The sequence below is a fragment of the Nostoc favosum CHAB5714 genome (assembly GCF_020829495.1).
GTDB classification, from domain to species: Bacteria; Cyanobacteriota; Cyanobacteriia; order Cyanobacteriales; family Nostocaceae; genus Nostoc; species Nostoc favosum.
The window spans coordinates 1-15,033 of sequence record NZ_JAIVFQ010000079.1; the positions used below are offsets into that span (position 1 = coordinate 1).

Consider the following 15,033-nt stretch of genomic DNA (forward strand, 5'->3'; position numbering starts at 1 on the left):
AGCATTGTAAGAGTGATAAGATGTCTGGCATGGGTGGCTTGTAGTTTTTGAGTTGTCGTTGTGAGAGACAATAACTCTACTACAAAGCGCCCTACCTCTTCATGCTCTTATTTTGGCAAAGGTATTGAGTACTTTTGAAGTAATTAAACCACACCATTTCCTACTCGCTACATCCTCTAGCTAAAGTAATAATCTTTCAAGTCATTGAACCTCTTGCAAAAGTCCCTAACACCCCACCCCCAACCCCTAAGAGCTCTTCGGGAGGGGAGCGTAAGTTTACTCAAATGCGGGGTGGGGTTCTTTATTTTTGATTCATGCAAGAGGTCTATAAAAGAGGAAAAGGGGCAGTTCTTGTTGGGGAGAGAACCCCATAAATAAATTTATTGCCTCTGAAACCATGAAGGCAGGGGAATTTCAAAATTTTTCCCCCAGCAAAGCGCTCCCTGCACAAGAGCCTCTTCGGTGAATACGCTACAACAGAAAAAACCCTCTGCTAAACCTGTGAAAAAAAGAGTAACGCTTACCTTCCCGAAACGCGCCGTACAAATGCCAGTCACTTACGTACTGGCCAAAGAGTTCAACGTTGCCGCCAATATTATCCGTGCCCAAGTTGCCCCAAATCAAATTGGCAAACTGGTAGTGGAACTATCGGGAGATATCGATCAATTAGATGCGGCGATCGAGTGGATGCGATCGCGCCATGTTAATGTTTCTCATACCTTAGGCGAAATTGCGATCGACGAGGATGTGTGTGTCCACTGTGGCTTGTGTACTGGGGTTTGTCCTACCGAAGCCCTCACCCTCCACCCAGAGACATACAAGCTCACATTCACGCGATCGCGTTGTATCGTCTGCGAACAGTGTATCCCCACCTGCCCTGTACAAGCAATCTCCACTAACCTTTAACAATCCAAAATTCATATTATCCCAGCTTAAACACATCCCCTAGTACACCACTATCACCCACCAGTCTAGTTGTTGCTGGAGAGTCATAAACTACCAATAGCGAAGGTATGCCAGCTACATCCTGAAACAGCGTCATTCCCTCAGCATGATCTTCCCGATTTCCATAGGGAATATCTTGTACAAAATCTGGATTGCTGAAGACATTTTCTCGCAAGTTAACGCCATTTATCCAGCGATAAACTTGCACGGGCCCATCTAAATCCATCGTTGGCCCAGCTAAAATCAACAAATCATTTCCATCTACACACAAATCCCGAATTCCCAAACCATTCAACCAGATAAAATGCTTTTTATATAACTCCTTCGCTTCTCCAATTTGCCGTAGTTTCAGAATTCCAGGGCTAGAATCTTCTAACTCAATTTCCAGCACTACAGCCCAACCCCGCAATACAGGGCCACGCAAACCCAGAAAAATGCGGTTTTGATAAATGCCTATTCCTTCAATATCAAAGCCGTTATCTTTTCCGGCAATTGCTGCCTTGATAAATAAGCCTAAATGAGGGTCATCTGCTAAAGCAGTAAGAAGCAAATTACCCTGGTTCGTCACCTCTAGTTTAGCGGCATTCAATTGCACATCTGGATTTTCGGGGTGTGGGCAAGATGAGAAGAACTTACCGTCTATCAAAGGAATCCGTCCTAAAAGGTAACGGTTGGGTTCTGATTCAATTTTTGCCAGCCTTTTAAAGTTTTGTGCATCGGTTTTATCAGGCTTAGGTTTTTTACGTTTGTAGCTATGAGAACCAACAAACCATAAGTAATAATCTGTATAAGCAAGCCCTTCTATGTCGATTTCTTGGTCTTCTGGTGCAGGTAAATTGATAAATTCTGCTACCCTAAATTGTTGATGATCTGTAAATTTATCAGTATCAACCAAAGAGAGACGTTCAATAGTTGAGGTTTCATCTGACCCCAGCCATAAATATTTTTGGTGTGTTAGCAGCAGTGCTGATAAGTCTTCTCTATGTTCTTTAAAATTATCTACAAAAGTCAATAAAACTTGATTGAGCAAATTTGAGTTTGACATTTTTTGATTGCAGAAAGATTAATAATGCTATCATAATAAATGATTTAATATCATGCTAAATATTTTTAGAAGCTATCGTACATATAAAATCGCCAGGGTGAATCTGCTCTTTAGACCTTTGATAGATATTGGATATTTCTCTAAGAGGATGCTAGTATTAATGCTCATCAGCATACTTGACAATATCCATTGAATAAAAAATATCAAAAAGTAGATACAAATTTTTAACTAATGTTATTATTCAATAACCTCATGAGGTAATCGTCATTTAAGAACAATTATGAAACTAGCCACACAACCCACGGTAAAAACTCTAGGGGACTACGCCTACCAAGCGATTGAAAAACACTTTAAGAAAACCTTGAAGTGGGAAAAATCAGTGAAGAAAGATGAAGATCCAGAAGCGTTGCACCAAATGCGAGTGGGAATGCGTCGCTTACGGACATCTGTAACTAGCTTTGGGCTAGCGGTGGATGTGCCGAAACCAGTCAACGATAAAAATATTGGTAAAATAGCCCGTCGTCTTGGTAGTCTGAGAGATTTAGACGTACTCAAAGAAAGTTTAGAAAACAATTACAAACCAAACTTACCCTGCAAAGAGCAGGAATCTCTACAAACAGCTTTCAACGCTATAGCTAAACAACGTGAAGATGTACTATCAAGTGTACAGAAAACGTTAAAAGATGAATCTTACAAGTCTCTAAAAGATGCATTAGACAAGTGGTTAGAGAAACCTAATTATCAACCTTTGGCATCTTTTACTATTCAGCAGGTACTACCAGATTTACTTTTACCAGAAGTTAGTAACTTCTTACTGCATCCGGGTTGGCTAGTTGGCACGCAATTTGTGGAATCAGAAGTGATAATCCAGAAAAACTGGAAACCAGAAAAAATAGAAAAACAATTGACCACAGAAGGTGAAATTATTCACAGTTTGCGAAAAGAAGCTAAACGTATACGCTACCAGATGGAGTTATTTACTGACTTATATGGTGAATCTTACGCAGCTTATCTTACAGAAGTGAAAAATATCCAAGAAATTTTGGGTACGATGCAAGATAGTGCTGTCTTAACTGACTGGCTTACAGATGTCTTCAAGTCAGAAATCCAGACTGAACTGCCTACCCTTGCTACTCTGTTAACTGAAAATCGCTACCAGTCGTGGCAGAAGTGGCAACCCTTACAAGAACGGTATCTGAAAGCTGAAACTAAGCATAGCTTTCATTTAACAATACTGCACCCGCTTTCAGGAGTAATCAGATAATTGGTCTTTCAAGACGCGATAAATCGCGTCTCTACATCTGGGTTTTGTTGCTCATTCTGAACTGTATTGGTTTATAACCGTCCCACAATTTCTAGTCTTTCTGGGTAAATCTTTTAACTATCTATGTTTGAAGATTTTCGGAAATTGCGTAGGCGTTGGCGTAGTCTCTCCAAGAGTTGCCCGCACTTCGACATGGTTCGACTCCCTTCGGCTACGCTCAGGGCAAGCCGCTCACCAGCCGCTCAGTGACCGTCGTAGACATCGCACTCCTCGTACTCTTGAGCAATTTTGAGTCCTCTTTAGTCTAAAAGCAGTAATAATTGCGCTTAAAAAATATTGCTTTGTCTAAATCAGTCATAGTAGAGGTTACAGCTACTGGATACAAAGGCTGCTCTAATGTGTTGTCAGAGTGGCTAAGTTGTATGTAAATTCAACCAGCAGCTAAGATGAAGGTTTATAAGCGTCAAATATGAATGTTTTACTTCTATACCCCCGTTTTCCAAAAAGTTTTTGGTCTTTTGAAAAAACACTGGCTTTATTAGACCGTAAAGCAATGCTACCGCCTTTAGGCTTGGTAACTGTAGCCGCAATATTACCTCAAGAATGGGAGTATAAGCTAGTAGATCGAAATGTTCGCGTCTGTACCGAAGCAGAATGGGCTTGGGCAGATTTGGTTATTATGTCGGCGATGATTGTGCAAAAAGAGGATTTGCTCTCTCAGATATTAGAAGCAAAACAAAGAGGTAAACGGGTAGCTGTGGGTGGCCCTTTCCCGACAGCGCTACCAGATGAAATGACATCCGCCGGAGCAGATTACTTGATATTGGACGAAGGGGAAATTACCCTACCCTTATTTGTAGCAGCGATCGCACGGGGCGATCACACAGGCATTTTTCGCTCTGGTGGTGAAAAACCAGATGTTACCAACACTCCAACTCCTCGCTTTGACTTGCTAGAATTTGAAGCCTACGCGGAGATGTCGGTGCAATTTTCGCGTGGATGTCCCTTCCAGTGTGAATTCTGCGACATTATTGTGCTATATGGTCGCAAACCCCGCACCAAAAACCCAGAACAAATATTAGCAGAACTAGATTATCTCTACAAACTGGGTTGGCGACGCAGTATTTTTATGGTGGATGACAACTTCATCGGTAATAAACGCAATGTCAAATTATTTTTGAAGTCTCTTCTGCCCTGGATGGTAGAACATAACTATCCCTTTTCCTTTGCCACAGAGGCTTCAGTTGATTTAGCCCAAGATCAAGAACTGATGGATTTGATGGTAGCGTGTAATTTTGGAGCCGTTTTTCTGGGAATTGAAACCCCCGACGAAGAAAGTCTCACTTTCACTCAAAAATACCAGAATACCAGAGACTCACTCAGTGAGGCGGTGAATAGGATTACCCGCTCAGGGTTGCGAGTCATGGCAGGCTTTATCATTGGGTTTGATGGTGAGAAAGTTGGAGCCGGCGCACGAATTGTCAAGTTTGTCGAGCAAACAGCAATTCCCACGGCTTTATTTAGTATGTTGCAAGCGCTTCCAGATACAGCGCTTTGGCATAGATTAGAAAAGGAAGGACGACTCCGCAATAAATCTGCCAACATCAACCAAACCACGTTGATGAATTTTGTCCCAACTCGACCGTTAGAAGACATCGCTGGTGAATATGTGCAGGCGTTCTGTGATTTGTATGAGCCAGAGCGGTTTTTGGAGCGTACATACAAACATTTCCGGCTTTTGGGCGAAGCAACCTACCCGAAAAAGGGCAAAGCTGCTAAGAAACCATTGAACTGGAAAGTACTCCGAGCATTTCTGATTATTTGCTGGCGGCAGGGTGTACGTCGTCAGACGCGCTGGCAATTCTGGCGCAACTTGTGGAACATGTATGAGCATAATCCGGGTGGGGTGAGTAGCTACTTAGCTGTTTGTGCCCAAATTGAGCATTTCTTGGAGTATCGCCAAATTGTCCGGCATGAAATTGAGGCTCAAGTGGCTGAATTTCTGGAAGCAGAAGCTAGGGTAAAACCTGAAGCGCAAGTGATGGTTAATTCGTAGCGAATTAAATTTCGCAATACCTTGCAATGTGAATGCGTCGGCCGCCTTGTTAATGCGCCCCCTTACAATACTAGGACTTACGCACGAGTAACGGAAAACGTAGACGCTGCATCGGCAAGCCCTGCGGCTACCTTATTAGGCGCAGAGAAGCCAGTGCGCCCTTGCGGTTAAGAGACTTGTTCGCTCAAGCGCGTTCCCGCTCTTTAGCAACTGGCGCGTCACGGAGGAATGAGAGTTTGAGAGGGTTTTTGCGTAAGTCCTAGTAGTATTGCAATACATTTATATATCAATACGGTTCAGTTATAGCAACGGACAGGGAGCTTAGGACAGCAATAAAATCACAAAGTACGCTGTTGAAGATGCGTTTCCCGCAAACTGTCCTAACGGCTTTGGCGACTGCTATAACCCTTTTTTTCTCCCCCTGCCTCCCCTGCCTCCCCTGCTCCCCCTGCTCCCTGCCCCCTGCCCCCTGTCCCTTTTCCTCTTTTTGAACATGCCACCCGATAATTTGGAGATAAATGAAACGACTGCGGCACAATTTGCTCAATTGGTGCTGGATTGTATCGGGCGGGAGTATCCCCACAGTGGTCTGTATTGGGCTGATAGCGACGAGGATATCAAACCACCGCGTGAATTGACTCCTGCTTTTTATGGCTGCTTAGATTGGCATTCAGCCGTACATGGTCACTGGTTGCTGGTACGTCTTATGCGTCACTTTCCTGAAGCCTCCTTCAATGCAGCGTCAAAGCAAGCACTTGAGCAGAGTCTAACACCTGAGAAGATTCAAGGAGAAATTGCTCATTTCCAACGGCTACCGTTTTTTGAATTTCCTTATGGTGTGGCATGGCTTCTGCAACTGGCTGCGGAACTTCACGAGTGGAATCATGCTCAAGCGAAAGAATGGCGGATTGTATTGGAACCGCTAGAAAAGTTGATTGCAGGTAATTTACAGCGCTGGATTGACGGACTGAAACTCCCAAATCGCACAGGGATGCATAACCAAACAGCTTTTGCACTTGGTTTGATGCTAGATTGGGCAAGGATTACCGAAAATACTGATTTTACTCAGTTAGTGGAGAACAAGGCACGGCAATTCTATCTGAGCGATCGCAACTACTCCTTACAATTCGAGCCGCTTGGCTACGATTTTCTTTCTCCTGGCCTTGCTGAAGCAGACCTCATGCGGCGAGTTCTCCCAACAACTGCTTTCACTGACTGGCTGACCGATTTTCTTCCACAAATACCCATTGAGACTTCAGCAAATTGGTTAGAACCACCCGGAGTAGATAATCCTAAAGATTATATGCAATCCCACTTCTGGGGTCTTAATCTCAGTCGTGCTTGGATGCTTGAGGGTATCATTTCTGGATTGGCAAATAGCGATCGCCGCATAGAAACACTTCGCTCTGCTGCCCTTCACCATCGTCAGCATGGACTAGCAGATATTGTAAGTGAACATTATGCAGCTAGTCACTGGGTAGGAACTTTTGCTGTTTACCTCCTAACGAATCGTGGATTGCAAGGGCAAACTATTTAAACAGTCTGGGCGATCTAATACCAATTCTGTATGAAGATGCGCTAAACCATATTTAAGTATAAGGAAGAAAAACGAACCGCAAAGGACGCAAAGGACACAAAGAAAGAAAGAAGTTAAAAGGGTTTGGCGCAGCCTTACAAAGAAATGGTATAACAACCTATCAAAGTGTTAAATCTGGGTTTTCTTAATCCCCATTCCCAATGCCCCATGCCCAATCCCCATGCCCAATACCCCAATCCTTAAAATATGCCAAGTAAATATGTCTTAGCTGACTGATACTGTCAGGATCAAAGAGTAAAGAGTAAAAGGCAATCTATTTTGACTTTTAACTTTCTCCTTTTGTTCAACTTTCCACAAGGGTAGGTTTAATCTTGACTAAATTGAAGGTTGGTATCAATGGCTTCGGTCGAATCGGGCGACTTGTGCTTCGCGCTGGCATCGATAACCCCAACATTGAATTTATAGGCATTAATGACCTAGTACCACCAGATAATCTCGCTTACCTATTAAAGTACGACTCAACCCACGGCAAATTAAAGCACAAGGTTGAGGCCAAGGAAGATGGTATCCTCATTGACGGGCACTTCATCCCTTGCGTGTCGGTGAGGAACCCAGCAGAGTTGCCTTGGGGAAAATTAGGTGCAGATTATGTAGTGGAAGCTACCGGACTATTCACTGACTACGAAGGAGCCGCAAACCACCTGAAGGCAGGTGCAAAGCGAGTGGTAATTTCCGCTCCCACTAAAGATCCAGATAGAGTTACTACCCTGCTCATGGGTGTAAATCATCACCTATTTGACTCCACCAAGGATATCATTGTCTCCAATGCTAGCTGCACTACAAACTGTCTAGCTCCCATAGCTAAGGTCATCAATGACAACTTTGGGTTGACCGAAGGGTTGATGACGACAGTTCATGCCATGACTGCTACTCAGCCAACTGTAGACGGCCCCAGCAAGAAAGACTGGCGGGGTGGTCGAGGTGCAAGCCAGAATATTATTCCCTCTTCCACAGGCGCAGCTAAAGCCGTAGCGTTGGTTTTACCAGAATTAAAGGGTAGGCTGACTGGTATGGCTTTGCGAGTTCCGACTCCCGATGTCTCTGTAGTTGATTTAACTTTCAAAACTGCTAAAGCCACCAGTTACAAGGAAATCTGTGCTGCCATGAAGGAGGCTGCCGCAGGTTCACTAGCAGGTATCCTGGGTTACACAGATGAAGAAGTAGTTTCCACAGATTTTCAAGGCGATACCCATTCCAGTATCTTCGACGCAGGTGCTGGAATTGAGTTGAATTCCAACTTCTTTAAGGTAATTGCCTGGTATGACAACGAGTGGGGCTACTCGAATCGTGTGATTGACCTGATGTTGTCTATGTCACAAAAGGAAAAACTCGCCCCGACAGTTGCTGTGGTTTGATTGGTCATTAGTCACTTGTCATTGGTCATTGGTCATTAACTTTTGACTTTTGACCCTTGACTTTTGGGATTTGGGTCAAATGGTAAATACCGTGAAAACAAAACGCTATTTAGTATCTTTACTTACAAAATCAGTGATATAAAGCACATGTTAATTTGGATGGTTTGTCCAATGTCTACGACGATCTACGTCTACCCACCCGCATAATACCAATTCTGCAAAAGAAGACTAAAGATTTAAACCGGGAAACCCAAATAAAATCTGAAGTCTCTTAATTACGAATTACGTTAGCGTAGCGGGGCGTAGCCCATTACGAATTACGAATTACGAATTGGTATAAACCATCCAAATTTGCAGGTTACTCCTCAACCCCTAATCCCTATGCGTCGAACCAAAATCATTTGTACTGTTGGGCCGGCTACATCTGCACCTGAAAAGCTGCAAGCCTTAGTAAAAGCTGGAATGAATGTGGCGCGGCTGAATTTTTCCCACGGCGCTTATGAATTCCACGCCCAAACTGCTCACTATCTCAGGCAAATTAGTACTGAGCAGCAAAAGCCGATCGCAATTATGCAAGACTTGTGTGGCCCCAAGATTCGCTTGGGAACTTTACCACCGGAAGGGTTAAATTTAGAAGCTGGTACTGAAGTCACCTTTGTTTTGCAAGAAAAGGGTGAGACTATCGACGAACTACCCCTACCATTACCGACTTTGTTCGCAATGGTGCGACCAGGCGAACCAATTTTGATTAATGATGGTCGCGTCAAGTTGATTGTTACCGCTCGTGATGCCGATCGCATTCGCGCACAAGTAAAAATTGGCGGGTTAATTTCTACACACAAAGGAGTAAACCTACCACAAACTCCTTTACCTGTTAGTTCCATTACTGAAAAAGACTTGCTGGATCTGCGCTTCGGGATTCAGTTGGGTGTAGACTGGGTAGCGGTGTCCTTCGTGCGATCGCCACAAGACTTAGAACCCGCCAAGCGCATGATTGAAGCTGCTGGTGCTTCCATTCGCTTAATTGCCAAAATCGAAAGAGCAGAAGCAGTAGAGAATTTTGACTCCATTTTGAACGTTGCTGACGCGATTATGATTGCCCGTGGCGATTTAGGGGTAGAAGTGCCAATTCACGAAGTCCCCTTAATTCAAAAAGATATTATTCGCCGTTGCAATCGTGCTGGCAAACCGGTGATTACAGCCACCCAAATGCTAGAGTCGATGATTAGCGCCCCTGACCCCACCCGCGCCGAAGCCACCGATGTTGCCAACTCCATCTTAGATGGTACGGATGCAGTAATGCTTTCTGGTGAAACAGCTGTCGGACAATATCCCATCGCCGCCGTCGAGATGATGCACAATATCGCCGTGCGGACAGAACAGGCTCTAGATGAGGGTAGCAGACATGCTTGGTGTCATGAGGCAGGCAGTCTCAGCGTTACCGAATCTGTGGCAGAATCTGTGTGTCGCATCGCTTATGAAACAGGCTCACGGGCAATTCTCTGTAACACTTCATCAGGAAGTACAGCGAGAATGGTGTCTAAATATCGGCCTACTTCTCCCATTATTGCCCTTACCTCTGACATCACCGCTTATCGCCAACTAGCCCTTTCTTGGGGTGTGGAAGCTTTACTGATCCCACCAGTCCACAATGCCGAAGAGATGTTTACCAATGTGGTGAACACAGTTGTAGACATGGGTTTAGCCAATAAGGGCGATAAAGTAGTAATTACCTCTGGTGTTCCAATTGGTAAATCAGGAACAACTAGTTTAATCAAAGTGCATTCCATTGGACAGCCAATTTCTGCATAAGGCACTTAGAATAGGGCTGTGGCTGAAGATAGTAAGCAAAATTGGGCAATGATTAAGAAAAATTGCCAGAATCAGAATTGGAGGAACTAGGGAGTGGGGAGTAGGGAGTGCGGACTAGGAAGGCAAGGAGCAGAATAATAACTCCTAACTCCTAACTCCTAACTCAGCACTCAGCACTCAGCACTCAGCACTCAGCACTCAGCACTAATTTGGTGGGGAATAAGTAAATCCTAAACAAACATCACGGAGTATTTTATGTCTAAGAATTTACTGGAACAATTGCGACAAGTGACTGTTGTGGTCGCAGATACAGGGGATATCCAGGCAATTGAAAAGTTCAAACCCCAAGACGCTACCACCAATCCTTCGCTGATTACTGCTGCGGCACAAATGCCAGAATATCAGGGAATTGTCGATCAAACTTTACTCCAAGCGAAGAAAGATGCTGGAGCCGGAGCCACCCAAGCACAGATAGTTTCTCTAGCTTTTGATCGTTTGGCAGTTGCCTTTGGATTAAAGATTTTGCAAATCATTCCCGGTCGCGTGTCTACGGAAGTGGATGCTCGTTTGTCCTACGATACCGAAGCTACCCTTACTAAGGCACGGGACTTAATTGCTCAGTATAAAGCTGCCGGAATTGGCCGCGATCGCGTCTTAATTAAAATCGCCAGCACTTGGGAAGGTATTCGCGCTGCGGAAATTCTCGAAAAAGAAGGTATTCACTGTAACCTTACCTTGTTGTTTGGTCTTCACCAAGCGATCGCCTGTGCAGAAGCCGGCATTACCCTAATTTCTCCCTTCGTCGGTCGGATTCTTGACTGGTACAAAAAAGATACCGGACGCGATAGCTACCCAGCAGCCGAAGATCCAGGAGTTTTGTCCGTCACCAAAATCTACAACTACTACAAGAAATTCGGCTATAAAACCGAAGTTATGGGAGCTAGCTTCCGTAACATTGGTGAAATTACTGAACTTGCAGGTAGTGATTTGCTAACTATTTCGCCATCCCTTTTGGCTGAATTGCAAGCAACTGTTGGAGAACTGCCACGCAAACTCGATCCTGCAAAGGCAGCAAACTTGGAAATTGAAAAGATATCCATTGACAAAGCTACATACGACAAGATGCACGCCGCAGACCGCATGGCAACCGACAAACTAGATGAGGGCATCAAAGGTTTCACCAAGGCACTAGAAGACCTTGAGAAACTTTTAGCAGACCGACTAGTTCGCCTTGAAACAGAGGTAGTAGCAGCTCATTAGAACGTAACCATAGTTAGTGGTTAGTGGTTGAATCACCAACCACTAACCATTAGTTAGTTGCATCAGTCCTCATCAATAACGACGGCGGATAATCTGGTATCGTCCGTAAGGCTGCCCTCGCTGGATAATCTGCCGTTGCCTAAACTGCTGCCGTGGTCGAATAATTTGGTATCGTCCGTAAGGCTGTCGGCGTCGAATAATTTGGTATCGTCCGTAAGGCTGTCGGCGTCGAATAATTCGGTATCGTCCGAAAGGCTGCCGACGTCGAATAATTTGGTATCGTCCTGACCGCCGTTGAGCAATTAAAAGCTCTCCAGTTTTATCTCCAACTAAGTTAGCCTCTGGTGCAGCGCTTTGTTCATTGCGAGCATTACTTAGAGAAATATCCTTCGCTTCAGCTAATGAGGGCGGATACACAAAGGCACATAGCAATAGCGCTATTGAAGATAACTTCTTGAAACCTTTCATGTTTTTGCTTCTACTAGACTTTCGGTAATAACTTTATTAAACACCTTAAAGTCAAGAAATTATCGCTCAACCATTTTTTTTAAACTTAATTTAGTATGAAATCCTATATTTAAATTTCAGCCTTATGGATAATGGTAAATTGCATCAAACTGTGTAAATAAATAGCGATGTCTAAGAAAATGTAATTTTTCTCAATGCTTTAAGTACAGTTATAGCGGTTCCCACTCAGATGCGGTACAACATTATATCGCAAGCTGTAGGGGCACGGCATCCCGTGCCCCTACGGGTGTACCTCACATAAACGAGAACCGCTATATAGCTTGATTGACACTTAAAATTATCTATAAAAACGAGAGAGTATTTTTACAAGTGCCATCACTTACCTTTAACTTTCTTAAACTTCTGATTAGATTGCAGTTTTCTAATGTTAAAGAAATTACAACCAAAGAATTAGCTCAATTGCTATTAGATTCTGCAAAGCCGCGGCCATTAGTGCTAGATGCGCGAAGTCAGATAGAGTATGCGGTGAGCCATATTGAAACAGCAGCGCAGATAGACGCTCTTACACCTGACTTAGCAGCACTTTCAACAGTTTCAAAAGATAGACCAATTGTCGTGTACTGCGCCGTTGGCTACCGTAGCGCCAAATTAGCCCAGCAACTTGATAAAGTTGGGATGAAGTGCATTTATAACTTGAGCGGTGGGATTTTTCAGTGGGCAAATGAAGGAAGGCTCATTTTTAAAGACGACCAACCTACACAGGTTGTACATCCTTACAATGCAATCTGGGGAAAACTGCTGAAAGCTAGTTTCCATGCTCAGGAGCAGTAAAGTTGAATTTTACTGTTTTTCACGCAATATCTCTCCTTCTCCCTTCTTCATATCCAACCTGACATCATGATTAAGTCCAGCTTTTTGCTGCTGTGCGACAGAAGAATCTTTGGGGGGAATACCCAGTTGCATTTGAGTATTGCGCCATAGCAGCTTCAGGTCTGCCAACTTGTGTCCTGGTGCTTTATATCCATAAGCACGGTACTTATTGGGCTGCACTTTTCCTTTTTGATGGACAAATTCTGTAAACGCATCCGTCCAAACATCAAATTCTTGATAAAAATTTGGCTCAGAGGGTATGTTTTCAGCTTGGTTATCGCTGTACTTTTTCCCGTGACCAATTTGAGCATAACGCCAAAGGTGATCGGGAACTTCAATGCCGCTATAGCGACTTTGCCAAACTAGAGGCGCGTAGGCATTTCGCTCATTGTCAAATGGCTCCTGCTCTGGGTCGAAATATTGTTTATGTTTCAATAGGCGAGGACGTTCATCTTCACCCATTTCATCCCCTCCACCATCGCCGTAGCAGAAAAAACCCACGGTACGCCCTTCTAAGTGATTTAGACTCAACTGTTCCCACTCAGGTGAATGTTCCAACACCATTGCTTTTTCTGGGTCTTTGTGTCCAATCAAATCTTCCTGGGGATTACCACCGTTCATGCACACTAATCGGTCAAACATCAGTTTTAGGTTGCTACTAGGAGCATACCAGTTGATTGGGCCGATTATAGCCCAGGCATCTGCTAGGTCTAAGCGTGAGTAAATATCCAAATCCCACATCAAATCTGGTTCAGCTTTATTGTTCGGTTCGTAACAGTTGCATGGCCAGACACAAAGCGCCATCGAAGTAGAGGCACAGGCATTACAGCTTTGAATTCTGGCACGGGTGAATACATTGCCCAAATCTTCATAGTCAATTTCCCAATCCTGGGGCAAGCGTTCTGCCATACGTAGCATTAAGGTACGTGATTTGGAGTCAACACCAGGGCAGTTGTATTGGCGACGATTTGAGCCAGAAATGATTAGCACACGAAAGGGGCGCTGCTGGGGTAGAAGTTTGCCGTTTTCATCGTTTGGTTTCATGAGCTTGCCCCAATAGGATCTGTTATTTTATATTCAACCGAATTATCCAGATATCTAAAATCCATCTTTGGTAATAAACTGTAACATCGAACTTTGAAAGCAGTAGTATTTTGTTTAAGCTCAGGCAAATAAATGAATTTAAAATCTGATTTAGATATAACGAACAATCACCAACAAAGACACTATGACCTTGATTGGTTAAGAGTATTGGCGGTGCTATTGTTAATTTATTTTCACGCTGCCGCAGTTTTTTACCAAGGTGAGTTAGGCGATTTTTATATTAAAAATAACTTACTAAGCCCTGCCCTTGGATGGTTTATTTTTTTTGTTCATCAGTGGCACATGCCATTGTTTTTTTTAATTTCTGGGGCTGCCTCTTGGTTTTCTCTTCAGTTGCGAACACCGATGCAGTATGTGAATGAGCGCTTTAAGCGACTATTGATCCCCTTCATATTTGGCACGCTGGTGTTAGTTCCTCCTCAAGTCTATTACAAACTTCTTACACATAATGCAGATATCGGTTCCTATTTACAGTTTTACCCACAGTTTTTTAACGGGATTCGTCCTCAAGGTAATTTTGAATGGGCGCACCTATGGTTTGTGATCTACCTATTTGTAATATCTGTTATTAGTCTCCCTCTGTTATTGTTCTTCAAGCAACAGATCGGTCAGCACTGGTATTCTACTATTGCAACTTTCATGAAACAGCCAGGAGTTATCTTCTTGCCTGCTCTACCATTGGCTATGATTGAAGGTGCATTCCGCCCCAAATGGTTTGGTTTTCAAAATCTTTATGATGACTGGGCAAATTTGTTGCTGTACCTTTGTTACTTTGTCTATGGCTTTATTATGTGTTCTGATACCGGATTTAGACTAGCAATTGCCCAATATCAAAAGCTCGTGTCATTTATGGCAATAGTTACCATGTCCATTATCTTTGGAATACAGGTAACTGAGGTACTTCCTCTACGTGGCTATTCTGGGGAATATATTCTTTACCAAATGTTGCGAGGCTTCAATTCTTGGTGTTGGGTAACTACCATACTTGGGCTAAGTCAGCAATATCTATCATTTACTAATAGTATCCTGCAATATACAACTCTTGCGGCTTATCCAGTTTTTTTGCTGCATCAGACAGTTTTGGTAGCGATATCTTTTTATGTAGTGCAATGGAATTTAGGCATAGTAGCAAAATTTCTAATTATTAGTACAGCAACCGTTTTAGTGACAAATGCTTTGTATGAAATGTTGATAAAACGTCTCAACATTGCCCGATTTATCTTTGGGCTAAAGCCGATCAACATCAACAAGTAAAAT

Annotated in this window: 12 protein-coding genes; 9 read left to right on the forward strand and 3 right to left on the reverse strand. The window is 43.5% G+C overall.

All coding sequences use genetic code 11. From position 1 onward, the window contains the following. The first annotated feature begins 501 nt into the window (after positions 1 to 501). Positions 502 to 906 carry an NIL domain-containing protein gene (locus tag LC586_RS30665; protein ID WP_109009783.1) on the forward strand — a complete coding sequence of 135 codons (405 nt, stop codon included), beginning with the start codon at positions 502 to 504 and terminating at the stop codon, positions 904 to 906. Between the two features lie 16 nt (positions 907 to 922). On the opposite strand, the gene LC586_RS30670 is transcribed toward LC586_RS30665, so the two are convergent. After that, a complete protein-coding gene (locus tag LC586_RS30670) occupies positions 923 to 1,990 on the reverse strand; it encodes a DUF3616 domain-containing protein (protein WP_229489105.1) in 1,068 nt (355 codons plus the stop codon). A 280-nt stretch (positions 1,991 to 2,270) separates the two neighbouring features. Between LC586_RS30670 and LC586_RS30675 the strand changes: the two genes are divergently transcribed. The 6 genes from LC586_RS30675 to LC586_RS30700 all read left to right on the forward strand — a co-directional run bounded on the left by LC586_RS30675 (position 2,271) and on the right by LC586_RS30700 (position 11,334). Further along, on the forward strand, positions 2,271 to 3,254 hold the full coding sequence (locus LC586_RS30675) for a CHAD domain-containing protein (protein WP_229489110.1): 984 nt from the start codon (positions 2,271 to 2,273) through the stop codon (positions 3,252 to 3,254). A gap of 469 nt (positions 3,255 to 3,723) precedes the next feature. Continuing rightward, the gene (locus tag LC586_RS30680) at positions 3,724 to 5,310 is read left to right on the forward strand and encodes a B12-binding domain-containing radical SAM protein (protein ID WP_229489113.1); all 1,587 of its coding nucleotides are present in this window, start codon (positions 3,724 to 3,726) and stop codon (positions 5,308 to 5,310) included. A 493-nt stretch (positions 5,311 to 5,803) separates the two neighbouring features. Beyond that, the gene (locus tag LC586_RS30685; protein WP_229489115.1) at positions 5,804 to 6,847 is read left to right on the forward strand and encodes a DUF2891 domain-containing protein; all 1,044 of its coding nucleotides are present in this window, start codon (positions 5,804 to 5,806) and stop codon (positions 6,845 to 6,847) included. A gap of 371 nt (positions 6,848 to 7,218) precedes the next feature. After that, positions 7,219 to 8,262 carry a type I glyceraldehyde-3-phosphate dehydrogenase gene (gap, locus tag LC586_RS30690; RefSeq protein WP_229489118.1) on the forward strand — a complete coding sequence of 348 codons (1,044 nt, stop codon included), beginning with the start codon at positions 7,219 to 7,221 and terminating at the stop codon, positions 8,260 to 8,262. A gap of 381 nt (positions 8,263 to 8,643) precedes the next feature. Next, on the forward strand, positions 8,644 to 10,074 hold the full coding sequence (gene pyk / locus LC586_RS30695; protein ID WP_229489120.1) for a pyruvate kinase: 1,431 nt from the start codon (positions 8,644 to 8,646) through the stop codon (positions 10,072 to 10,074). Positions 10,075 to 10,329: 255 nt separating this feature from the next. After that, complete coding sequence (locus LC586_RS30700; protein ID WP_229489122.1) at positions 10,330 to 11,334, forward strand: transaldolase; 1,005 nt, start codon at positions 10,330 to 10,332, stop codon at positions 11,332 to 11,334. Positions 11,335 to 11,406: 72 nt separating this feature from the next. Here LC586_RS30700 and LC586_RS30705 read toward each other — a convergent pair whose 3' ends face one another. Continuing rightward, the gene (locus LC586_RS30705) at positions 11,407 to 11,802 is read right to left on the reverse strand and encodes a hypothetical protein (RefSeq protein ID WP_229489124.1); all 396 of its coding nucleotides are present in this window, start codon (positions 11,800 to 11,802) and stop codon (positions 11,407 to 11,409) included. 369 nt (positions 11,803 to 12,171) lie between these two features. On the opposite strand from LC586_RS30705, the gene LC586_RS30710 reads away from it, so the two are divergent. Next, the gene (locus LC586_RS30710; protein WP_229489125.1) at positions 12,172 to 12,633 is read left to right on the forward strand and encodes a rhodanese-like domain-containing protein; all 462 of its coding nucleotides are present in this window, start codon (positions 12,172 to 12,174) and stop codon (positions 12,631 to 12,633) included. A 9-nt stretch (positions 12,634 to 12,642) separates the two neighbouring features. Here the strand turns inward: LC586_RS30710 and LC586_RS30715 are convergent, their stop codons facing one another. Continuing rightward, positions 12,643 to 13,716 carry an NAD(P)H-dependent oxidoreductase gene (locus LC586_RS30715; RefSeq protein ID WP_229489127.1) on the reverse strand — a complete coding sequence of 358 codons (1,074 nt, stop codon included), beginning with the start codon at positions 13,714 to 13,716 and terminating at the stop codon, positions 12,643 to 12,645. A gap of 132 nt (positions 13,717 to 13,848) precedes the next feature. On the opposite strand from LC586_RS30715, the gene LC586_RS30720 reads away from it, so the two are divergent. Beyond that, positions 13,849 to 15,030, forward strand: coding sequence for an acyltransferase family protein (locus LC586_RS30720; protein WP_229489128.1), 1,182 nt, complete (start codon positions 13,849 to 13,851; stop codon positions 15,028 to 15,030). The last annotated feature ends 3 nt before the right edge of the window (positions 15,031 to 15,033 follow it).